General features: G+C 39.8%; 18 protein-coding genes. 7 read left to right on the forward strand and 11 right to left on the reverse strand.

What is annotated here, in order from left to right; all coding sequences use genetic code 11:
* The first annotated feature begins 267 nt into the window (after positions 1-267).
* Positions 268-1,209, forward strand: a complete 942-nt coding sequence (locus tag RE317_RS09155; RefSeq protein ID WP_237470993.1) for a site-specific integrase — start codon at positions 268-270, stop codon at positions 1,207-1,209.
* A 302-nt stretch (positions 1,210-1,511) separates the two neighbouring features.
* Here RE317_RS09155 and RE317_RS09160 read toward each other — a convergent pair whose 3' ends face one another.
* Positions 1,512-1,703, reverse strand: coding sequence for a MarR family transcriptional regulator (locus RE317_RS09160; protein ID WP_050505491.1), 192 nt, complete (start codon positions 1,701-1,703; stop codon positions 1,512-1,514).
* A gap of 319 nt (positions 1,704-2,022) precedes the next feature.
* Between RE317_RS09160 and RE317_RS09165 the strand changes: the two genes are divergently transcribed.
* From RE317_RS09165 to RE317_RS09180, 4 genes are all read left to right on the forward strand, one after another.
* Entirely contained in the window at positions 2,023-3,315 is a 1,293-nt protein-coding gene (locus RE317_RS09165; RefSeq protein ID WP_032953485.1) for an AAA family ATPase, read from the forward strand.
* Positions 3,315-3,923 carry a hypothetical protein gene (locus RE317_RS09170; protein ID WP_032953486.1) on the forward strand — a complete coding sequence of 203 codons (609 nt, stop codon included), beginning with the start codon at positions 3,315-3,317 and terminating at the stop codon, positions 3,921-3,923. The genes RE317_RS09165 and RE317_RS09170 overlap by 1 nt, the downstream gene beginning before the upstream one ends.
* A gap of 259 nt (positions 3,924-4,182) precedes the next feature.
* A complete protein-coding gene (locus tag RE317_RS09175; protein WP_227195500.1) occupies positions 4,183-4,407 on the forward strand; it encodes a DUF2188 domain-containing protein in 225 nt (74 codons plus the stop codon).
* 4 nt (positions 4,408-4,411) lie between these two features.
* The gene (locus tag RE317_RS09180; protein ID WP_081028108.1) at positions 4,412-5,362 is read left to right on the forward strand and encodes a hypothetical protein; all 951 of its coding nucleotides are present in this window, start codon (positions 4,412-4,414) and stop codon (positions 5,360-5,362) included.
* 19 nt (positions 5,363-5,381) lie between these two features.
* Here RE317_RS09180 and RE317_RS09185 read toward each other — a convergent pair whose 3' ends face one another.
* From RE317_RS09185 to RE317_RS20980, 10 genes are all read right to left on the reverse strand, one after another.
* Positions 5,382-5,885 (reverse strand): hypothetical protein, encoded by a 504-nt coding sequence (locus RE317_RS09185; RefSeq protein ID WP_117856012.1) that lies wholly within the window; start codon positions 5,883-5,885, stop codon positions 5,382-5,384.
* A 13-nt stretch (positions 5,886-5,898) separates the two neighbouring features.
* A complete protein-coding gene (locus RE317_RS09190) occupies positions 5,899-9,189 on the reverse strand; it encodes an ATP-binding protein (RefSeq protein WP_303266235.1) in 3,291 nt (1,096 codons plus the stop codon).
* 20 nt (positions 9,190-9,209) lie between these two features.
* A complete protein-coding gene (locus RE317_RS09195; RefSeq protein WP_032953490.1) occupies positions 9,210-12,239 on the reverse strand; it encodes a DUF1156 domain-containing protein in 3,030 nt (1,009 codons plus the stop codon).
* A 17-nt stretch (positions 12,240-12,256) separates the two neighbouring features.
* Positions 12,257-15,679, reverse strand: coding sequence for a helicase-related protein (locus RE317_RS09200; RefSeq protein ID WP_075317186.1), 3,423 nt, complete (start codon positions 15,677-15,679; stop codon positions 12,257-12,259).
* A gap of 2 nt (positions 15,680-15,681) precedes the next feature.
* Positions 15,682-15,885, reverse strand: a complete 204-nt coding sequence (locus tag RE317_RS09205; protein WP_172774463.1) for a helix-turn-helix transcriptional regulator — start codon at positions 15,883-15,885, stop codon at positions 15,682-15,684.
* An 89-nt stretch (positions 15,886-15,974) separates the two neighbouring features.
* Positions 15,975-16,613 carry a hypothetical protein gene (locus tag RE317_RS09210; RefSeq protein WP_075317187.1) on the reverse strand — a complete coding sequence of 213 codons (639 nt, stop codon included), beginning with the start codon at positions 16,611-16,613 and terminating at the stop codon, positions 15,975-15,977.
* Positions 16,604-17,311: a hypothetical protein gene (locus RE317_RS09215; RefSeq protein WP_032953495.1), complete on the reverse strand. Its 708-nt coding sequence runs from the start codon at positions 17,309-17,311 to the stop codon at positions 16,604-16,606. Before RE317_RS09215 ends, RE317_RS09210 begins: the two co-directional genes overlap by 10 nt.
* A 14-nt stretch (positions 17,312-17,325) precedes the next feature.
* Positions 17,326-17,598, reverse strand: coding sequence for a helix-turn-helix domain-containing protein (locus RE317_RS09220; protein WP_050505498.1), 273 nt, complete (start codon positions 17,596-17,598; stop codon positions 17,326-17,328).
* A 200-nt stretch (positions 17,599-17,798) separates the two neighbouring features.
* Positions 17,799-18,680, reverse strand: a complete 882-nt coding sequence (locus RE317_RS09225; protein WP_032953498.1) for a hypothetical protein — start codon at positions 18,678-18,680, stop codon at positions 17,799-17,801.
* Positions 18,681-19,626: 946 nt separating this feature from the next.
* Complete coding sequence (locus tag RE317_RS20980; protein WP_080597022.1) at positions 19,627-19,728, reverse strand: left-handed beta-roll domain-containing protein; 102 nt, start codon at positions 19,726-19,728, stop codon at positions 19,627-19,629.
* Positions 19,729-20,089: 361 nt separating this feature from the next.
* Between RE317_RS20980 and cls the strand changes: the two genes are divergently transcribed.
* Positions 20,090-21,385, forward strand: coding sequence for a cardiolipin synthase (gene cls, locus RE317_RS09230; RefSeq protein ID WP_005842718.1), 1,296 nt, complete (start codon positions 20,090-20,092; stop codon positions 21,383-21,385).
* Positions 21,386-21,740: 355 nt separating this feature from the next.
* Complete coding sequence (gene metF, locus RE317_RS09235; RefSeq protein ID WP_117873540.1) at positions 21,741-22,694, forward strand: methylenetetrahydrofolate reductase [NAD(P)H]; 954 nt, start codon at positions 21,741-21,743, stop codon at positions 22,692-22,694.
* The last annotated feature ends 15 nt before the right edge of the window (positions 22,695-22,709 follow it).

Here is a 22,709-nt window from a genome sequence, read left to right on the forward strand (position 1 = left end):
CGTTCGGGTTTCATAAAACAAAGGTAAGCAAAGGTAGCTAATTTTAAAACTTAACAACCAGAAATTTCCGCTGAGCCAAGTGATACCACTTGTGCAGCCGTAGAAATCGTTGTCTGTCTGGGTCGTGAACGTTTCTACTTTTCAATCGGTATCTTTCTGAATGCCACTCAATGGCTGGATGGTAAGGTAATCAACCATCCCAAGGCAGCCATTTTCAACGAACAGATTCAAAAGAAGGTAACGGAGTTTGAACGTATCATCATTGCTATGGAAGTAAATGGTGACGATATGACCACCCAACAATTCAAAACCTATCTGTCATCAGATGGCAGCAACCGACGCAACTTCATGGCATGGATGCGCGAACGTATTCAATCCCGCAAAATGAGAGAAGGAACGCGCAAGGGACATTTGACCACTTATAAAGCCCTTCAGCGTTTCGGCAAATTCAAGACATTCGATGATGTAACCCTTACTCACATCTATGAATTTGATATGTTCATTCGTGAAGAAGAGACTTACACATCTACAGGCAAGCTCATTGAACGTAGTCAGGCAGCCATCCACAATTATCACAAACGATTCAAGAGTTACGTCAGCGAAGCCTTCCGTTTGGGGCTTATCAAAGAGAATCCATACAACCGCTTCCAAGACAAACGTGGTGAGAAGGGCAAACGCCCACATCTCACCAAAGACCAGATAAAACGGTTGATTGCCATTCGTGAAGAGTCTGCAGACAGAGTAGCCAATAAATACCTTGACTTCTTCCTCTTCCAAATTTTTACGGGCATGGCGTATAGCGATGCCAAGTCGTTCGACTATACCCAGCACATCATCACGGTAGATGGGCATGCTTACATTGATGGGCATCGAATGAAAACAGGAGAGGAATTCATCACCCCAATCCTTCCCTATACCCAAAAGATTTTGGAACGGAACGACTACAAACTTCACATCACTTCCAACCAAAAGTACAACCAATTCCTGAAAGGTGTCGGTTTGGCTCTCGGTTGCAGTTTTCTTTTGACCACCCATGTGGCCCGCCACACCTTTGCCTGTACCATCAGTTTAGGCGAAGGAATCCCTAAGGAAGTTTTGCAGGTAATGATGGGACATTCTTCCATCAGAACAACCGAACTCTATGCCAAGCTTCCCATGGAGTTCGTCACCCGTAATCTTGACAAAAAGCTTTTCCATATTTGGGGATAACACTTCCTATTAAGCGTAAGAAAAGCCGCATTGCACCACCTGAAACGAGAGGTCAATGCGGTATCTCTTTTTCCATCCCATTTCTACGTTCGGGCTTGCCCGTTATCCACACAAAAACATAGTTGGGTAGCCTAATTCCCCGAAGTGATAAATCACACGGGTGGAGTGTACACTGGAATCAGCAAGCTGAGTAGAGGATTATGTAGACAAACCATCTATAAACATCGAAAAGAAGGTCATAAAAAAGGTCATCACTGTGACCTTTTTTTGTGACCTTTTTTAATCTTGCTTATTTTCAGCAATCACTCATTACCATTTACAATTTTCCAATGTCCACCTTTGGCAGCACCCTCACGTTGTATAAGTCCTAATTTCTTTAAGCGATCAAGATTATACTTGATACCATCCTCTGTTGAATTATCTATATGTAAGGCCAAATCTTTACGAGATGCAGCAGGATTTATCGCCAAGTAAGCCAAAATATCTTTCTGCATCTTGGAAAGTTTCTGGGTAGTTTTCTGGGTAGTGTCTAAGTTGGTGTCTGAGTTAGTGCCTAAGTTGGTGACTAAGTTAGCAGATGCATTAGGTCGTTTGAATGTAATCTAAACAAGTAAACCATCCGTTCTATATTCAAGTTCTGAAATCTTTTCATGTAAAATCGATGTGTGTTATTACGCAAAGAAATGTTTCTTGAAAAAGGCAGATATTTTGTGATTAGCTCTAAATAAAATAAAAAACGAAAAGAAATTTACCATATTATTTGTTGTGTTGAAAAATACATCTATCTTTGCACAAACTTAAAATAAGTGAAGCATGAAACTCAATAAAATAAAAATTTCGGGTATTTTCAATCTGAAGGATGTCGAAATATCTTTGGATGATTTAAGTGCATTGATTGCGCCTAACAATTATGGCAAAAGTAATGTGCTTCGTGCCATTGATTTCGGTGTCTTTTTTATGGAGGCTTCTTTAAAGAGAAAGTTATCATTGATGCGCAATCGTTCTCTCATACCCATTAATACAGCTTTGGAAGGTACTCCGTTTTCTTTTGAATTGGAAGGAGAATTTTCTAATGGAGAGAAAACATTCAGCTTTGTTTACGGCTATTCTTTTGAGTGGTGGAAGACCTCAAAAGATGATGGCGCCAGAATTATAGGTGAATACTTAAGAATGAAATCAGATGATGACTTGAAGTTCAGAAGTTATATCAATCGTGAAGATACGAATGTTGCTTATTATTTGGCTTCACCAACTGGCCGTTGTTCCAAACAACTTCTTGTCGATAACAATATATTGGCATTAAATAAATTGGCTAATTTTGATGACCTTTTCTATATTGACTCTATTCGTCAATTGAACAGATTGGATGTTCGGGAAATAGGCACTTTGCAACATCCGGATAGCTTGTTTAACATGATAGCACCGGACGATGATGTGAATGAGTTAAGTTTGGATTATCCTCGTGAGTCCAAAGTTGGCTATTATCTAAATAGTTTGAAAAAACTTGCTCCCAATAAATACGAATTACTGAAAGATGTAGTAACGGGACTATTGGTAACAATTGAGGATTTTGAACCTGTACAAATAGATTTACGTAAAGATGTAGAAGAGGAGGAAACGAAAGATTTGCCTTTCCGTTTACCGGAAACCTTTTACGATGTTCGTGTAAAGGAAAGATACAATAACCAATATACTTCCATCAGTCGCATTTCTTCAGGGTCAAAGAAAATATTCTTTATCCTAACTTTGGTGATAGCTGCGGAAATAAATAAGATTCCATTGCTTTTGTTGGAAGAGTTGGAGAATTCCGTACATCCAAGACTATTGCAGAACCTGTTAACGGCAATTGTGCAATTAGCGGGCGATACCAAAGTGCTGATTACAAGCCATTCACCTTATTTGATTAAGTATTTGGAGCCGACTAAGATGAAATTTGGTATTCCTACCGAATTGGGGGTTGCCGATTTTCGAAGCCTCAAACCCAATAAGGTAGCCAAGGTATTGAAGAATGCATCAGCGGAAGAAGTCTCTGTGGGTGAATATATGTTTGAGATGTTACTTGACATGGATTGTAACGATGAGTTGATTAACGAATATTTCAAGTAATGGGAAAAGGACAATCAAAATCACATATAGTTATATTCGTCGAAGGAGACACGGACCAGATATTCTTCGAAGGCCTGTTGGAATACTATCGGAATCATTCTTCTACTCCCGTTCATTCATGTGAAGTGAAGAATTTAAAAGGTGTGTCCCGATATACAAGCAAGGTTATAGGCAAGCTTAAAAATGAGATTTGTCCTAAGGCTCGCAAGAAAGGTATGGAAGTGAAAGCAGTTTGTTGCAGCTACGACACCGATGTCTTTGAATTTGCAGAACGCCCCATCGTTGATTGGAAGAAGGTGGAACGTGAAGTAAAAGCATTGAAGATACAGAACTTCTGCCAGATTAAAGTGGAACGTATGATAGAGGACTGGATTTTGGATGACATAGCAGGACTTTCCAGATATTTGAAACTGAATGAAGTTCCAAAGTTATCAGGTGATAATGCCTTTAACAAAATCCAAACTCTGTTCAAACGGGCTAACAAAGTTTACTTGAAAGGCATAAGTATAAAAGGATTTGTTGGAGAAATGGATTTTACACCAATCCGCAAATGCCGCAAATCAGCATTGAGTGAACTTGAAACATTGTTGAACGTAAATATAGATTAGGCCGATGAAATAGTAGTACTGTGACTATAAAAAAGAAGGAGAAAGCACCGCCAAGTAACCTCTCCTTCCAGAAAATTTAATATGGTTGTAATATTTTCCGACAGAATAGTCACCTGTCGTTCTTACAAATACGCTGCAAAGGTAAGGCTTTTATTTGGTTTTTACAAATTTCAGCCTCCTTTGTTGCCTATCTACAACCCTCCGGCAAGTTCTTGTCGCCGTATTTCATTAACAATTTATTAATGCTAAAAGTTTTCTTATGATAAAGAAAAATCAGCATGTTGTCCCCGTTGGTACTAAATGGGGAGTGAAAGGGGAGGGTAATTCTCGATATACAAAGGTTACCGATACTCAGAGAGAAGCTATGGTTGTAGCCCGTACGATTGCACGGAATATGCAATCAGAGTTAGTAATTCATGGAAAAGATGGTCGTATTCGCCAAAAGGATTCTTATGGCAATGATCCGTTTCCACCAAGAGGGTAAATATATGAAATTAGTAGTATTTAATGTCGGAAGCGCACTTTGTGTTTATGCGGAACATCAAACAACTCGAATCGTATTTGATATTGGGAAAGGAAATAACTTTTCACCAGTTAATGATTTTCTTTTACCTTTATATGAAAAAAGAGGAGAGCATAGATTGAAAAATAGAAATAATAGATATGGTATTAGTCAATTAATTGTTAGTCATCCACACAAAGATCATATTTCTGATATACAGGAATTTGATAAAAATTTTTATGCACATTTGTTGACAACGCCCAATTCTAAATCACCGAATGGAAATCCTCAAAATATTAATTGGAGAAAAATTACAACTCCTGACGATCCTGATGTGAAATATTTAAAACGAATGAAGATAGGAAGAAATTTACCGTTAAGAAGTTTTGATAGTGAACATCTTAAAATAGGTTATTTATGGCCATTAGATGTTGAAAACAACTCAGAACTTCTCAATGAGAGTTATACAAATAACGTAAGTATAGTATCCTTCTTGTCATTCGGGAATTATCGTGTTTTCTTACCTGGAGATTTGCAGAAGTTGGCAATGGGTGAATTTCTTAATAAAAAAACATCCATAAGAAATTCTTATGCAGAATCCATTAGAACAGAGTTAGCAAATGGAGTAGATTTTCTTATTTGCCCTCATCATGGTTTGAAATCATCCTTTTCTGTTGATTTGTTTTCATCGATGAAGGATGGAAAAACAAATAAATTGAATATCATCCCCGAAAAGTCTCTGTCAAGCGATGATGTAAGAACAGTTGATAGTCGCTATAGTACTTCTGAATATTGTAAAGGTAACAATAATCTATCTACTAAAGATAAACCTGTTTATCAAAGAAAGACTAGTAATGGTCATATTTACATAAACGAGAATGGTGATGTTGAGGTGCTAACTGATATAACTGATGTTATAAATCGTTTTTTATCGTAATTTGTAAAGCCGCTCTAAACTATGCAGAGCGGCTTTTATCTATTCGGTCACTAATTTGTCGAATTTTCTTTTTATAGGAAAAAATACAAATGAAAAAAGCTATGACATAAAACAAACATTCTGCAACTATCATAGATATATATATTGAAACGTATTTATCATATAAGAGACATATGAAAAACACGAATATGGCCATAGCAATATTTCTACAAACATTAGCTTCCTCCAAAAGAATAGGTATTTTTGCATCTTTAAATGATGCTTCCAAATATTCATTTTTATTTCTCCATTTTAAGAACTTCTTATTATTCCAATGAAGCCGAATAAGAAGTGGTTCCAAAAAAAGAGATGCTAATTTGGCAATAAATAATCCCATCACATAGCACACAATGAGAGTCTTTAAAATACTCTCGTCCACATATCCAAGTTGGGTATAATGGCATAATAACATATTGTATACAAAACCTACAAGAAGATAATTGTATAAATTATAAGACGATATTTTAGACAATAGTTCGCTCATTTTATTAACGTTTTTATTCCTCCTCCAACTTCAACCCCAATTGTTGGGCAGATTCCTTCACTACTTTATAAATCTGTGCAGATTCATCGAGCGGTTTGGATGAAGTTGATTTTGCTTTAAATGAAACTTCTATTTCCAAATTATTTTGGCTTAATGGAACAACAAAACTAGAGAATAGCTGCGTCCATTGCTCAACAGGTACTTTACCGGAAACTTTGATAGATTTGAACTTGCGAACAATAGGAACTGGCGTCTCGCCTGATTGTCCTTCCGCAGTATCAGTTGCGGGTATTTCACTACCCGTAGAAGTGTCAGCCTCAGTGTTAGATAATTCTTCATGCTTAGGCATAACGGATTTATCCACCAACCAATATTGACGGTCTTCAATATTCAATCCAAAGACATCTTCACGATGATAGATGCGTGAATAGTTTCCTTCTTCACCGAATGCTACGTTGAATTCCCCATTGTAACAATACTTTTGAATCGTGTTGACAACAGCATCACGACTTGTTATCATTGGTTTATCATCGTATTGCAGGAATGCTTCGTACAATGCTGTTACATTGATTGGGCTGTCGATAGTCGGATACAGACGATTCGTTTTCAGTGTTCCTATACCTATAGAACGTATCAGCCATTCTTCTTCAATAATGGCATCCAGCAATTTTTCAGTGATTTGCGTTTGCATATCGCGAGCAAAGTCACGCAATTCAACAGCTTCCAATCCGTCTGTCACTGAGTAGCGCATGGCTATGTTATAGACAGAGATGAGCTGTGCATTGGCTTGTGCATTGGCTTCGTTCTTCTTATCTGCAATGTCCCGTTTCTGATCTGTATCCAACTGACCACTGTATTCGTGTTGCACCCGTTCACAAGCCAAATACTCTGTCAGCTTGGATTGCAACAATCCAAGTTGGCTTTCCGAACAAGTCAAATAGAAAATGGTGTTGCGGAAAATACGTTGACTTGTACCTTTCTTCGTAGCTATCTGCTCTACATGGTTTTCAACCTTCTTGCTGATGGAAGTCGCTTGTGTGGCATAGTCAGGACTCAATATGACCAATGTCAACGTCTTCTGTTCAGGAACATCACTGGACGGATTTATCAATACTCGAAGTTGACTGTTTCCATTGATTTGGCTATTCAAGCGTTTCAGTATTTCGGCCTTTACATCGTTGGCAGAAACTTCTGACTTGGCACTATTAATTAATATATTAATGTTAGGCTTGGCTTGGAACCAATAGCTCTTAGTGCCAACGTTTGTGGCATATAAATAATAAGCGACTCGCTCCAATTTGTTGAGTGCATTATTAATTTCACTATGCTGGAATGCTGATGGACGAAGCATACAAAGTTTTAATTGTTCGATGCTTAATCCTTTGCTTTGTGAGCCACCGATGCTGCCCATTAATAGTGTTGTTGCGATACCTTGTGCTAAATTGTATTTGAAAGTATTGCTTTGTGGATCTTCATTGTCAATTTTATACGCATTGCTTGATGTTCCGATGATATCAGCATGCATCACCGTTTCCCACTGGCTTCCCATCAAGCTGGTAATTGTACTCGTCAATGTAGGCAGATTGGTCAAGTTGACATCAGAAGTATGTATCAATGCTTGTGAACCACTCAATGAACCTCTGCGATTCCAAAGGTCTTTGATGATAGACGCCAACAAGCGCAACACACCACGAGTTCGTTGGAAGCGCGAGTCGTTACCCCATTTCAAGCGGAACATATCTATCAGTTCGGGATGGAACGGGTATGCCTTGCGCATTTTGTTGATGTAATCCGTGCGGTCTGCTTCGACTGGTAAGTCCGAACGTCTGTTATGATACGTATTCTTATATCGTGTCAATACCTGTTCTATCACCTCTGGATTACCAACGTTTTCAAATAGGCGACGGCGAACCACTTCAAAGATTTCTTCGTCATCTACAGGTTTTATACCAGTACCCACACGTACAATGCGGTTTTCAAGGGACGAAAGAATTTGTTGTCCGATTTCTGATGATGCCACTTCAGTTGCACTGGCTGGCAGGGTTGCTATTAATACACATTTGGGAACTGCTGCAACCGATTCGGTCAATGTCTGCAAGAAACTTACAGTCTGTGTATAAAGTGTTCCTTTGCCCACAATCGTTCCATTGGCTTTGTTGCAATAGTCGGCCAGCTCATCCACCAATATCAGCGAAGGAGTATGCTGTTCTAGGATAGGTTTGAAAATGGAAGATGTCGGAGCCGTCCTGCTTTCATCATTGGCACGTACCTTATTATATCCTTCCACTCCTCCCAACTGATAGGCGAGTTCTCCCCATAGGGTATAGATGGTGATACCTTCGTTGGTAGTGCGCCCTTGTACTACGTCGGTTGTATTGTTCGTGAATACAGCAACCTTGGCGTTATCAAAATTGGGAACTACACCCTCTTGCAACAAATTGGCAGTATAGGCCGAATTCAGCAATGAACGTCCTGCATTGGCTATATGAAAGAGTGAAATCAAGGTATGTGTCTTACCACCACCAAAACCCGTTTGGAGTGATACAACCCGGTTTTCACTTTCTTCACCATTCAAAGCGCGAATAACCCGGTTTGCAATATCGCGAAGTCCGGCTGTAACGTAAGTCTTTTCAAAGAACATCGTAGGATTGCTATAGACTTCCTGACCGATTCCCAAGGCCACTTCGCTCAGGCTTGCTGCAAATACCGATTCATCCAAAGCACTGTTACGAATATCATAGTGAGGATATACGTTGGTAAACCAGGCTGGGATAGGTGCATCCTCACGCAATGCATTTACCTGTATGTTGGTGACAGGTTGAGGTATAGTCGCGGTTGGTTGGACTATCGTTTGTGTCTGTCCCTTGATGTTATCTATCTCCGTCACCAGTTCGTCCATCTTCATTAACTTGGCGGCTTGTTTGATGTAGAGATAGGCACCTTCTATCTCTTCGTTGTCCAAGGCTTGGTAATGGTTACACTTGTTACGGATGTCCTTTAGTTCTTGCAAATAGCTGATGAACTTGTTGGCTTTGTCGAGATTTTCAAATTCCAATCCTAATTCCCGTTTGAATCCAATGGCGAAATCCGGCAAGTTGTTGTAGTCAATGAAATACATGCACGATTGGTTTTCGCCTTGTGCTCTCATGGCTTGGTTCCAAGTAGTTTGTCTTGCCGGTTTTAATCTGGCAAAAAACAATCCTTCCCATGGTTCATTAGGGAAATGTTGCTGTAAGAAACTTACCACAAATGGACGCATGGCATCCAAAAATATGCCTAATGCTTTATGTATCTTGTCATTCATAACTTTCAGGTATTAACGGGTTATTCAAATAATGTTCCTTGGGTATAGGTTATTTCGTCACTACAATGCTGTATCAAGTCGGCAGAGTTGGAAATCAATCCTTGTACTTGTGTCAAATCATCACCTTCGGGAAGCAGTTCTTTCAATGATGCCAATACTCGCCAGAAAGGACTGCTTGCTTCGCTGCCAACTATCTTGATGTGTCGTAATATTTTGCCTCGGTCACCACTATGCCAATTGTCCATAGCCCGGTGTACTTGGTCAATCAATGGGTCGCTGGCTTCTATACCGAGTTTGTCTTTCACTACACGCTCTTTGTAGGTTGCTAAATGTTGCTTGTTGCCTGTACGGATAAGTAGATGCTTGTCAAAGATGTCGCTGATATTTACGCTCATTCCCACACGAGCAAATTTGGCGGCATCGTCAAAATCTGTATCGCCCATGCCATTCATCTGTAGCCAACCGATGTAGAAACGGGTGTATTCATCCAAACCTTCGAAACCTCGCAAAAGAGCATTGAAAGCGGATAATTTAGCAAGTTCTAATAACTCACCCACTGTAACTTCACTGCCGTCAGCTTTTTCTACTGTTTCATATTTACCAAATTCGCTTACAGCTTGACCAAAGCAAGCGGTAAGCAAGTCTGCACCACGGAAACCAAGTTCATAAAGTGCATTTACTTCTTCGGTAACTTTGGCTTCAATAGCTTTTTTTACTCGTTTAAAACTTTCAAAGCCATTGCGTTCAGAAGGACGACATGAAACCGTGACAGAACTTTCCAGATAAGCCATTTGCGATTTTAATGCTCCTGTCATTTCTGTGTCCATAGGCCAACTTCCCGTTATATTCATCTGAGAACCAATGATGGAATTACATAAAGTTGTCCATGCTTCCGTACTTTGATGAGCAAACATAATGCTCACAATATCATTCGTTTGATATTCTATAGTTCTAAATATATCCGTCAGTTTCCTTTCAAAATGTTCTTTTGCCTTGTCAATGCTATTACCGTGATGATGCTTTAAGGCCGTACATTCATCGGTTTTGGGAGTCTGAGGAGTTGCAAAATTTAAAGGATACAAAGTTCCTAATGTTCTTTTAAGCCATACATAGAAAAATTCTGATATATCAGCGTATGCTATCGCATCGTAATAAGGCGGATCAGTTACGACTGCATTTAATGATTTTTTCTCAAATTGTGATTTCTCTCCACTAGATGCATTTTTCAAAATAGCGGCAAAAGGATAATCACACTCAGATTCAATATAACGTGTTAACCATTCTAATTGATTCAATGCACTTCCAGAACTAGAACAAAAAGGATTTGATTCTGGATAATCAAAAACCATTGGAATAGCTTGTCTTCCCATTGGACGTTCTAATTTTTCACCTCCTATATGCCACACACCAAAAGATGTGTTGGCTATAGCTATTCTATCTACAAGAATTGCTAATAGAGTGGCTAAAGCTTTATCGTAAGATGTGTTTCTCTGTATGGATAATAGTTTTATTTGACGAACTAAATTGTTCAAGAAAAATATTTGTCTTTCAGAAAACATTTCACCATACAATTCAATTCCCCAACCAGGAGTATTAAAGTTTCGATTATTACCAACCTCCATACGTTCTGTTGGCCGTTCTTGGTTCTTAGGAACGTACTCTAGAGATTCAAATTCCGCTCTGTTAGGCAAACGATAATCTTTTCCTATTGGTGATTCAGTTATAACGGCAAGAAGTCTTTCACGTGTCTTTTTTGCCTTGAACTGTTCTTTCAATTGTTCCGTTGTAGTAACACTTCCACAGCAAGGACAAGTTAAAACACAACGATTATTCCATCCAGGTAAATTTTTCTCATCATATTTCCCATGCTTTATTTCAAATTGAATGTCCGTTCCATTGATAATAGGATTCAGATATACCTTTTTTGACTTGGTATTGGCCAAATAGAATTGTTTCAAAAGAGGCACCTCTGCCCTACAAGATGGATTGGAGCAAGTAGCAGTACGTGCCCAATAATAAGCGACAGGTTTATTACCCTTTTCATCTGCAGGATAAAGATGACCTACTTCAGCCTCTGTCGTAGCCAATAATTTCTTGGCATAAAATTCCACATCAAACGAAAGGCGGTTTGGTATTTCCACATTACCTGTAGGCATAACGCCAAACTTCTCTGTATAAAGCTTTACTCCTTCCTTACCGTAAAGAGCCATAAACTCTTCGTGGGTATAAGTGATGGGCTTGCCATACTTTTGCGGGAATTCTACAGAACCTTTCTCTATGATATGTGCCACCGGATTAATGTCGTTACCATACGAACAACATCCCAGTCGGGCTGCTTCCAATGGGATGGCACCACCGCCAGCAAAGGGGTCGAATACGCTTGGCATCCGATTTTGGAAACTCTCTATAGCGGCTTGCAAGGCCGTTTCTTTAACTTCTACATCTGCCGAAGCAAGATGACGGTTAGGGGTGTTATACAAATTATTTTCAGCTTCTTTGATAGCATTGAAAGCCAAATCAAACTCTGTGGCCAGTTCTTTGTAAGATGCCTCCGGATGACGCTCGGCATTATAAGCCACCCATATCAGCAAACGGGCCAAGCGAAGCACAACTGGGTCGTTCTTGCTTTCCCATTTGATCAAACAGCCTTCTTGTATTTGGTCTTTGGATGGTGTTGATTTTCCAGCCAACATATTCAGTTGACACTGGTGTGAGAACTTACCAATAAACATCAATAGACGGTTGCGAAGTGTATCCGGCATCGGGTCATAGATGGCAGTATAAGGAATATCAGGATAAGGTGCATAGAGCAAATTGTTTGCCAACATATCTTGTACGGCATCACAAAAAGCTTTCGGACAGTTGGCGTCCAAAGGGTCGGGTACCAAGCTGGCAAATATGACCGCACGACATACAGGCAGTGGACGGCGTGCCCACCACAGGTGCAAAGTTGATATATGTCCGTGACGGATAGATTTGTCTCGCACGCTCTCTGCCGAGATTTCCTTAATCGGCAAGGCAACTTCTATGAGTTTTTTGGCTTTTGTCATAGTATGATGTTTTTCTTTTATTCCTTTATGTATTTTTGTTGCCACTCTTCCAATGGCAAGTAATATTGAACTCCCTTCGACATCTTTTCAAACGATAGACGTTCGGCCGGGTTCTGTATGCGATATAGTGTAGGAGTGGTTTTGCAATTCACGACAATGTAGAGCCATGCTTTGTTTCCCAATTGAGCCAAACGGTTCCATTCATTTTCAGAAAGTATGACACCATCGGTAGTTGCACGACCTTTCACCTCGATGTAGCGTTTCATTTCGTAAGCATCGATGCTCTTGATGTCGTAGCCCAAATTCTGTTCCGACACATCTTCGGGAGTACGTCCTTGACTCGTTTCATATTCCATCGCAAATTGCATGGCAATAGCTTCTACCTCTTCATCACGCTTCATGTGGAAATGTTGTTCGTATTCCACTTGCGAAAGCGGCACCACGTAGGCACATCCAATAATTTCAGGTTCTTTGGGTGATACCTCGGTCATCTGACCCATTTCCGCAATACGCTCTTCCCGTTTGTGCATCAACTCCTTTTTCCGCTCAATCTTATGCTGTAACTTTTCTTGCAACTTCATATCCCCCATGAATGCCTTCATCTGCATTTCATTGATGGCAATATCCAAGTCCATGATGATTTGACTGAAAGCCGTTCGGAGGTATTCCTGACGTTTGGCTGAGTCTTCCCCAACCTTCACTTTCGTTTCTTCAAACAAAGGTAAGGTAATATTCTCGAACGCCCAACTCATCACTTCATGACTTTGTACTGTTTCGGGTGGCAATATCTCCTTGGCAAATTGCGATGGAGCATGCAAATCGAGGAACTTGGCCGGAGAAGTGCTATGGTAAGAACCGTCAGTCGTCTGATAAATGAAGCTTAACAGTTCGTTGGCAATACTGTCGTCTCCCTTGTTGGGACGATTGTCTGTAATCTGGTTCTTGACAAAGAAGGCAAAATACTCTTCGGTGTCTTCCGGTGACACCAATATGGTACCTTTCAGCATCTCTTCCTTGAATTCCTTACGCACACAATCCACCAAAGCATCAAATAGAGCATTACCTGGATTGATGTAATGTACTTTGCCCAAGATGGCAGCCGTATTCTGATAGTCAAGGAATATCTGTTTGTCGAAACAGAATAGCAGCTGGCTGAGATTATCGGCCAATATATTGTAACTTTCCTTCAACTGTTTGCTCAAGATGTCAGGAATGGATGTTATCTTGTAGATTCCTTTTTGCACAGCTTCGTATTGACCACCTAAATAGCAGAATGCCCGTTCAAAGAACAATTGGATGTAGATAGGTTGCAACCGTTTTTCATCAGAATCCTCTTTCAGTATGCGGGCATCCTTGTAATCGACTTCACTATGTGCTATGGCATTCTGTTGCTCTTCGATGCGATTCTTGAACTCAGATTCCAATTGTTGATTGTTCTGATTCAGGAATAGGTCGAGGTCGGACTCCTTACCATCGAATACAGAAGAAATGATAGCTTCAAGGCTTACATCTTTCAATACATCTTGAATCACATCATACACACGGTCATCTCCCATACTCTCACGGATAACATCCAGCTTGGTAAGCAACTTGGAGAGCACTTGACCTTCGCGTGTATTGTCTGCAACCATATTGAATACAAGCACATCCTCCTTTTGTCCATAACGATGGATACGTCCCATACGCTGCTCCAAACGGTTGGGATTCCATGGTATATCCCAGTTGATAAGCAATCGACAGAATTGCAAGTTGATACCTTCGCCGGCAGCATCGGTTGCAATCAATATCTGAGTATCGGGTGCCATGAACTGCCATTGTGCGGCACGGCGGTCATCGACCGACAAACCTCCATGAATGACTGCCACCTTGTAGCCGTTATTGGTGAGGCGTTCTTGCAAATAGAGTAGCGTATCTTTATGCTCTGTAAAGATAACGAGTTTCTGTCCGTCAATGACACCTTGACTTTTCAGCAACTCTTTGAGTTGAATATATTTCTTTTCTTCTTGATTCTGATTGTAAAGTTGGTTGGCAATATCATACAGACGTTTAACCTCTTGGGCTTCATTGGCTATCTCAATCAAACTCTTTGATGTCGTAAAGAGTTTGAACTTCTTCGGATCAGAAAGAATGTTGTCAAGTGCATCCTTTTCATCATCTTCCAAGTCATCGTACTGGTCCATGTTATCCACATCCACCAATTCCAACTTCTGACGCTGCTTCCAAATGTTCGGATTCTTGTTGACTTCATCCACAATACCCTGCAACGCATTCCAACGTTTGAAAAGTGTGTTTTTGATGGCAAAGATGGAACTGACCAAACGGCGTTGCATCACGGCCAAGGCCAAAGTTACATGAATATTCTTTTCCTCGGTGGCTTCTTCCTTGCGTTGTGTCAAGTAATTGGTCACTTGGTCATACAGGTATTTCTCTTCGGGAGTCAGTTGGTAAGAAATGGTTTTGGTAAAACGATTCTTATAAAGCGGATTACCATTCCAGTCTTTCATATCCTCCTTCAAACGACGAATGAAGAACTTGTTCAGTCCATCCTTGCTAAGTTCCTTTACACGTTCTGTTGCCACATCGTCTGTAGCAAATATATCTTCATCCAATAACTGAAGTAACTTTTTGAACGTATCGGTACGTCCTCGGTGTGGAGTAGCAGTCAGCAACAACATGTGCTCGCATTGTTGAGAAAGTACGTAAGCAGCTTCGTAGCGTTTGGATTTATAGGTTTTCTGTCCATATTCGTAAGCCGACAATTTGTGCGACTCATCAAAGATAACCATATCCCAACTGGTATTGCTTACTACAGAAAGTACATCCTCCCGACTGATAAAGTCGATAGAAGTAACGATTTTGTTGGCTGTACGGAAAATATTAGGATCAGCAGTAAACAGACTGCGATTGACAAGTGTGAAAGGTATATTGAACTTGACACCCATTTCGTCTTCCTGCCATTGTTTGGTCAAGCCACCAGGAGTAATAATCAGAATACGTTCAACAATACCACGCATGATAAGTTCCTTCAAAAGAAGGCCTGTCATAATCGTTTTTCCTGCACCGGTATCGTCAGCCAACAGGAAACGAATCTTAGGCTGGGGTAACAAGAACTTGTAAACAGCTTCCACCTGATGGGGAAGAGGGTCAACCACACTACAGTTGATGGCAAACAACGGGTCGAACTGATATGCTGAATGTATACGCTCGGCCTCAGCAAACATCACAAATTTTTCAGGATTACCCTTAAAGTTAAATTCCCCTTCGGATGTCAATACTTCCAAATACTCGAACTGCTCTTTGGTAATCACTTTGGTACTAGTCTTGTTGGTAGTAACACCCGTGTATTTGATAGAATACATGTTTCCCAGTGCCTGTACTTTAATGACAGTTACAGGCTCAGTTGGTATCAGATTCTTAATGATTTGGTTGACTTCTATCATAATTATTTCTTCAATTCAATATTATCAACCAATAAATCCTTCGCTTCAACCCCTAAAAGGGAAGCAATCTCATACAATAATTCAATACTTGGCTGTCTGCGATTACAGACATAGGCATTGGTCTGGCTAAAACTTTTGCCTATCTTTTCTGCCAGCCAAGTTTGTTTAATGCCTTTTTCTTCAAGTACTTCTTTTATCCGATTCATATTTATTACTTATTTGTGAATGCAAAAATATGAAAAATAATGCGATAAAAAGAAGAAATGAGAGAATATGTTATATTTGAAGTATCATTTTATTGAATATCTATGTTTATATCCTTCTCATACTTCCCCCTCAACGACTTCTCTCGAATAACCACAACATGCATGTTGGCTCTTAGACGGTCAAAGGTGCGAAGTCCGTATTTGGTTTTGATTTCTTCCAAAGTCAGGTTGGTATTGGTAACAAGTAGAGTCCCGTGTTTCTCTATGCCATCGACAATTTCGGAAAAAACGATGTGAGAATTTCCATAATCGTAGAATGTTCCTTCAATACCGAAATCGTCTATGGCAATGAATCGTTGACGCAAAGAACTACGATATGTCGCTTCGTTGCAAAGTTCTGTTGCTTGGTATCGTGAAAAGACTTTGTGTAATGCCATTCGGAATATTAAAGGGATAACTTTCATACAGATTTCGGATTTCCCGACTCCTGGTGGACCAATCAGCAATAGACCTTTTCCTTGATTGTCAGTTAGCCAATTTACTATTTGGTCATAATCAGCAAGCCATTCCACTTTGTGGTGCATGACTTCTTCAAGTCCAGCAATTAAAGCTTCTTTGGCATTAGGGATTCCAAAACGAAAAGGTATTGATGCATAGTCATCATCATTCTTCCGTGCCTCTGAAATAGCATGTTGAAAATCTTCTCTTGTCAATCTCATCATTGCCATTGTTCGATAGGTTTGTATTTATCTAATGAATCATCTGCAAGTATAAGTCCCTGTTGCGACGTGTTTTTACGCAGCGACATAGACGGCTTACAGTTTCCTTGTTTGCATACCCAATTAACGAAATGCCGTTTGGTGTCTTCCTCTGTTTTTCGATTGACACCACTTGCGTGAAGATAACGAAAGAATTGTGCCAACAAGGTTGCCATATCGGTTGATGATGCAACCATATTTTTACCAGACAAGTATTCTTTTACTTTTCCCTTCCATTCCATATCAAGCGAAAGCACTTCTTCCAATTCTTCAATAGAAAGCATAGAATGTTCTTCGTGTGTGCGTTGACTTATAACTTCTTTGTCTATATCTACTTCTTTATTATTGAGGGTCAAGTCTTCCGTCAAGTGTACAGACAAGTCCTCCGTCAATTCAAGTAGCAAATATTTGGACGGTTGAAAGCGAGTTGTTCCATTGGTAAAACTTATCAGTTTTCTTTTCGCCAATCGTTCTCTGGCTGTTACCAATGTTTGTTTCGACATCCGAAGTCGGTTGCAAACATGAAAGGTAGGGCAAGAAAAAGGCATTTTCCAATGAAACTTGTTGCACTCGTTGACAAGAAAGGCATAAAGAGCGACTTCGCTTGCAGCAAAGGATTCGTAGGCCGCCAGTCGCCAAAATTGGTTCATGTAGTCAATATACGTCATAAGCAGACCCTCTTTTATGCAAACTTTGTCAACAGTTCACGGTCAAGAATTGTATCGTCAATCTCCATCCGACTAAAGTACAACCGACTGGCACTTCTATGAAATGGAAGCTGTCCCCGTTGACATCGCTTGCGCACGGCATCTGTAGATATGCCAAGATAATCGGCAACCTGTTTTATATTCATCACGTAATCTGCCTTCCGTTGTAAAAGGATGGCAGCATCATCTACAATGCGAGAGAAATTCTCTCCATTCGCTTCTTTTTGTTTCTTCGTCAATGTCTTCATACGCTTAATTTTTGAAATTTTGTGTTGCGAAGTTACAGACGAAGACACAAATGGACGAAAGTACAAAAGAAAATCAGTCAGAATTTAGGTTTTATTGTGTTTGGGCGAAAAATCATACTCTTATTTCATACTCGTAAAACAATGAACCAACCCCAAACAGCCGTTTGAGATTGGTTCGATTATTACTTTTAATATGCAATTCAATTATTGCAAGGGTCTCTATAAAAATAGGTTTCCCCATTTTGATTTTCGACAATTTTAGAATAAGAGTATTTATCTATCATAATCGTATAACAACTATGAAGACTCAAAACTGCATCGTTTAATGAAGGGAAGTCTTCCAAATCAATAATATTTAAACCGACTTCTTTACAATCATCTTTTGATAATCGTCTTGCATGAGAGCAGGTCGTTTTATGATTTAAAAACTTGTCTCTAATTTTTTCTATATCTATATTTGGATATACCTTGGGAATCCATTTATCCATTAATTCATTAGACCACCTAATCGCATTTTCACATTCATGAATAATCGTAGCACCTGGATATTTTGCAATGAGAGTTTGCCACAAACCTATGGTATTTGGATTTTCTGCAATTTCTTCTTTTGCTTTTTCAAACTCATCAATAATGGCTTGGCATGCGACACCGTTATATTGAGGATCAACAGGCCCCAAGCAAGATTGTTCTCCCATTAGTATTGCTTTAGAAAATAATGCAATCATAGTTCCTGCAGACATTGCAATTTGTGGAATAATAACACGAATATCTCCATTAAAAATTTTATGTAGATAATTAATTAAATTTTCCATTACAGCCAAATCACCTCCGGGTGTATGTATTATTATGTCTAAACCCATACCTTTGTCTAATGAATGAGTTATAGACATAAAAGCATTTTTATCCAATTCATCAATCATGGTATGAACTGTAGGTTGTTTCAGCCACCCAGAATAATAAGAAATCACATTACGGCCAGTCTCACGATGAATAATCTCGAAATACTCTTTACGCATTCTATCAAGGGCATTTACTTGGTTTGAGGCTTCAACCTCTGTTAAGATTTTGTTCCAGTTTGGCATATCTATTCTTTTTAAAAGTTAATATTATATCTGGTTAACAGAATAATTACTAAAATGTTCATCAAATAAAACATTTATTGCATTTGTAGATGTTTTATTCCATTTGTTGCTCATGAGTAGAATTTATTTTGTACCTTTGCATTGTGGTTAGGAATAACATCGAAACCACATGCGAGTTAATTAATGTGTTACACTTTTTGTGTTACATCCTAATAATGAACCCTTTTATGACAGGGCATAGGGCCTTGGAAAAGAAACAGATAACGCAAGGAAATAACCGAAAGGTACAAAATCCAAGCGGATCACCAAAGAATCAGAGAGTTACACCAAAGTAACTCTCTTTTTTTATGCCTTAAACGCGCCGGTTTACATGGTTCAGTTAAACCGAGAGTTAAACCAAGAATGGATTTTCCGGATCAGTTTTCCAAAATATTCTTGGCGTATCAGCCTTTCCCTTCAGCTCCCACTAGAAAGTTCGAAGCATTTATGCCCTCATGCCCTCACTGCAAACATAACAAGCTAACTATAAACCATTTATACGCCAATGGTAAAAATACTTGCTCTCACTCATACCCTCATGCCCTCACTACATTTTCAAGGAAAATTTCACATAGCATACTGTTTATCAATCATATACTCTATTTTTTATAAACTATTCCAGCTTGACACAAAGTAGAGCATTCCAAGGCTTTTTCTTAAAAAAAGCACCATAAAAGATTTGTACCTCCAAGGAATGACGGCTTACGATGCATCGGCAGAGATAAAAAACACCCCTGCCCTGATGTGGATTTTCATTCTGAACGTATGGAAGTTCATATACATACATATAAGAATGAATATAATATATGTATAACCCTGTACATACACCGGATTCATCACTAAAAAATTTTACCTGTATCCCCAAACCTTTCCCGCCGTATGATTAAGGGTTTTCTTCCCGTCTGTTTTATCTCCGCAAGCCTTTGGAGTTATCTCCATAAGCTTTGGAGTTATCTCCCAAGGCTATGGAGTTAACTCCAAAGGCTATGGAGATAGAATACATCCGCATAAAAAGGGTTAATCTGGAGATAGAAAAGGCTTAGGCAACAGGGCTGGATGCGATATGCATTCTTTTAATCCCGCCGACGGATTATTATTTTTCCGTATCTCCTCCTCTTGAATGTCACAACAGCAGAAAAACCGGACCGACAAACTTCTTTCACACACACTACAGATGTTTATACCGAGCCTGAAAAAAGATATGAATGGAACAATAAAAACAACCTTCATTAAATTTCTACCACCTCAATTTACCAACTGTTCAAACAAATGGCCACACTGTTCTATTTCTCCCTTTTAAACATAAATAATACCGATGGCTTGTTCATTCCTAAAATAATAAATACCTTTGCAGCCTTAATAAAAAAGCAATGAAGTTTGATATAAAAAAACATATTTATTTAATACTTTTATTCATCTTATCTTTCACTGTAGAGACAGCTCAGTCACAAGAAGTTACCAACATCCATATAGCAGCGACAGATACGGTGCCAACCTATACCAGCGACTCTGCCGTTATCAATTTCTTAAAGGATGCCGGCATTCCTATCACCCAAAACAGCAAACTGAAATTATTAAAAAGCGGTCGGGCCAAATTCATCGATCTCTTTGAAGAAATACGGCATGCCAAACATCATATCCACTTAGAATACTTCAATTTTCGTAACGATTCCATAGCGAACGCACTATTTGATTTATTGGGAGAAAAAGTGAAAGAAGGAGTGGAAGTCAGAGCTTTGTTTGATGCCTTCGGCAATTTGTCAAACAACAAGCCATTGAAAAAGAAACACATACAAGCAATCCGTGACAAAGGAATCGAAATTGTCAAGTTCGACCCTTTCAAATTCCCCTATATCAATCATGCCCTGCACAGAGACCATCGCAAGATTGTAGTCATAGACGGAAAAATAGGATATACCGGTGGCATGAACATAGCCAATTACTATATAAAGGGTCTGCCGGAAATAGGCGACTGGCGCGACATGCATATCCGTATAGAGGGAAATGCCGTAAACGAATTGCAGGACATCTTCCTGGCCATGTGGAACAAAAGCACTAAACAACACGTAAGCGGAAGCCAATACTATCCCCTACGAAACGATTCTACTTTCAAGGGAAATAAGAATGTAGCCATTGTAGACCGCATTCCGAAAAAAGAGCCCAGACTGATGAGGCAGACTTATATCAAGTCCATTGATGCCGCACAGGATAAAATACAAATAGTGAATCCCTATTTCACTCCCATTCCAAGCATTAAAAAAGCCATAAAACGTGCGTTGAAGCGAGGCGTTGAAGTAGAAATCATGATACCGGGCAAATCGGATATTCCTTTTACCCCCGATGCCGCGTTCTATACAGCAAACAAGCTGCGTAAGAAAGGAGCAAAGATTTATGTGTACAATGGCGGGTTCCACCACTCTAAGATCATGATGGTGGACAGCCTGTTCTGCACTGTGGGAAGTACGAATCTGAACAGCCGCAGCCTACGCTATGACTATGAGGTCAACGCTTTCATTTTTGACAAAGAAACCACACATGAACTGAACACCATGTTCGAGCATGACAAGCTGGACAGTACCCTGTTTACCAAGGAAGAATATAAAAAACGCTCCGGATGGAAACGCTTCGTCGGTTGGTTCGCCAATCTGTTCACTCCGTTCCTATAGACCTCTGCCACTTCCCCAAACAAAGGTTTACAGATTGTTTCATCTCCTGCAAGGACGGGGCTTATCCCATCCGCAAGTATTCTCCATGCAGTAAAGCTTGACAGGTCATCATCAAAGAGAGCAATGCCTGTAAGCAGGAGAAATGTTACTCCACCATCACGGACGGTATCCCTGACAAGTGTGGAAAACCACGGCTTAGCTGCAAGGAAACGCTTTTCTCTCCGTATGTTTCACTTTATTATAGAATAAAGATAAAATAAATCGCTTTTTCATCCCCATAAACTACGATATTTTTCTTATTTTTGCCCAAATATGTAATTCCGCCCGAGAAGGCATAAGAGAACGAGACAGAACGATGAGAGTAGTTGATTTAATAAAAAGCACGGACAATACGGCTTTTTCTTTTGAAATTCTCCCTCCGCTGAAAGGAACGGGTATTGAAAAACTGTATAAAACGGTTGATACGCTACGCGAATTCGACCCTAAATATATCAATATTACAACCCACCGCAGCGAATATGTGTACAAGGAGCTGGGAAACGGGCTGTACCAACGTACACGCCAGCGCCGCCGTCCCGGAACAGTTGCTGTTGCCGCCGCTTTGCAGAACAAATACAATATAACGACAGTGCCACATATCCTGTGCAGCGGTTTTTCCCGCGAAGATACAGAATATGTATTGTTAGATCTACAATTCCTGGGCATCACCGACTTGTTGGTACTGCGTGGTGACAAGGCAAAGCACGAATCAGCTTTCGTACCCGAAAACAACGGTTACAACCACGCCATAGAACTGGAAGAGCAGATCAATGATTTCAATAAAGGCGTATTTGTAGACGGTTCCCCCATCAAGGTAACAGGAACTCCGTTCAGTTATGGAGTAGCCTGCTATCCTGAAAAACACGAGGAATCACCCAATATGGAACAAGATATTTATTGGCTGAAGAAAAAGATTAAAGCAGGAGCTGAATATGCTGTGACACAGATGTTCTATGACAACCGCAAATATTTCGAATTTGTAGAAAGGGTAAGAAAAGAAGGAATCAATGTACCTATTATTCCGGGTATCAAGCCTTTCCGCAAATTATCCCAGCTGAACACGATACCCAAGACGTTCAAGATAGACTTGCCGCAAGAACTGGCAAGCGAAGCGATGAAATGTCAAACAGATGAAGAAGCGGAAAGTCTTGGCATAGAATGGTGCATACACCAGTGCCGTGAATTAATAGCCTGTGGGGTTCCCAGCATTCATTTCTATACCGTAAGTGCCGTGAACAGTGTAAAGGAAGTTGCAAAAGCAATTTATTAAACAGTAAATAAATGA

This window comes from Phocaeicola sp. GP0067, from assembly GCF_031119655.1.
GTDB classification, from domain to species: domain Bacteria; phylum Bacteroidota; class Bacteroidia; order Bacteroidales; family Bacteroidaceae; genus Phocaeicola; species Phocaeicola vulgatus.

Bases quoted from the DNA above. Each gene is read 5' to 3' on its own strand.
- RE317_RS09165 (WP_032953485.1), top strand. From the start codon at position 2,023: ATGAAACTCAATAAAATAAAAATTTCGGGTATTTTCAATCTGAAGGAT.
- RE317_RS09190 (WP_303266235.1), bottom strand. From the start codon at position 9,189: ATGAATGACAAGATACATAAAGCATTAGGCATATTTTTGGATGCCATG.
- cls (WP_005842718.1), top strand. From the start codon at position 20,090: ATGAAGTTTGATATAAAAAAACATATTTATTTAATACTTTTATTCATC.
- metF (WP_117873540.1), top strand. From the start codon at position 21,741: ATGAGAGTAGTTGATTTAATAAAAAGCACGGACAATACGGCTTTTTCT.
- RE317_RS09205 (WP_172774463.1), bottom strand. From the start codon at position 15,885: ATGAATCGGATAAAAGAAGTACTTGAAGAAAAAGGCATTAAACAAACT.
- RE317_RS09215 (WP_032953495.1), bottom strand. From the start codon at position 17,311: ATGACGTATATTGACTACATGAACCAATTTTGGCGACTGGCGGCCTAC.
- RE317_RS09220 (WP_050505498.1), bottom strand. From the start codon at position 17,598: ATGAAGACATTGACGAAGAAACAAAAAGAAGCGAATGGAGAGAATTTC.
- RE317_RS09200 (WP_075317186.1), bottom strand. From the start codon at position 15,679: ATGATAGAAGTCAACCAAATCATTAAGAATCTGATACCAACTGAGCCT.
- RE317_RS09185 (WP_117856012.1), bottom strand. From the start codon at position 5,885: ATGAGCGAACTATTGTCTAAAATATCGTCTTATAATTTATACAATTAT.
- RE317_RS09210 (WP_075317187.1), bottom strand. From the start codon at position 16,613: ATGGCAATGATGAGATTGACAAGAGAAGATTTTCAACATGCTATTTCA.
- RE317_RS09160 (WP_050505491.1), bottom strand. From the start codon at position 1,703: ATGCAGAAAGATATTTTGGCTTACTTGGCGATAAATCCTGCTGCATCT.
- RE317_RS20980 (WP_080597022.1), bottom strand. From the start codon at position 19,728: ATGCGGATGTATTCTATCTCCATAGCCTTTGGAGTTAACTCCATAGCC.
- RE317_RS09195 (WP_032953490.1), bottom strand. From the start codon at position 12,239: ATGACAAAAGCCAAAAAACTCATAGAAGTTGCCTTGCCGATTAAGGAA.
- RE317_RS09170 (WP_032953486.1), top strand. From the start codon at position 3,315: ATGGGAAAAGGACAATCAAAATCACATATAGTTATATTCGTCGAAGGA.
- RE317_RS09225 (WP_032953498.1), bottom strand. From the start codon at position 18,680: ATGCCAAACTGGAACAAAATCTTAACAGAGGTTGAAGCCTCAAACCAA.
- RE317_RS09155 (WP_237470993.1), top strand. From the start codon at position 268: ATGGAAGTAAATGGTGACGATATGACCACCCAACAATTCAAAACCTAT.
- RE317_RS09180 (WP_081028108.1), top strand. From the start codon at position 4,412: ATGAAATTAGTAGTATTTAATGTCGGAAGCGCACTTTGTGTTTATGCG.
- RE317_RS09175 (WP_227195500.1), top strand. From the start codon at position 4,183: ATGATAAAGAAAAATCAGCATGTTGTCCCCGTTGGTACTAAATGGGGA.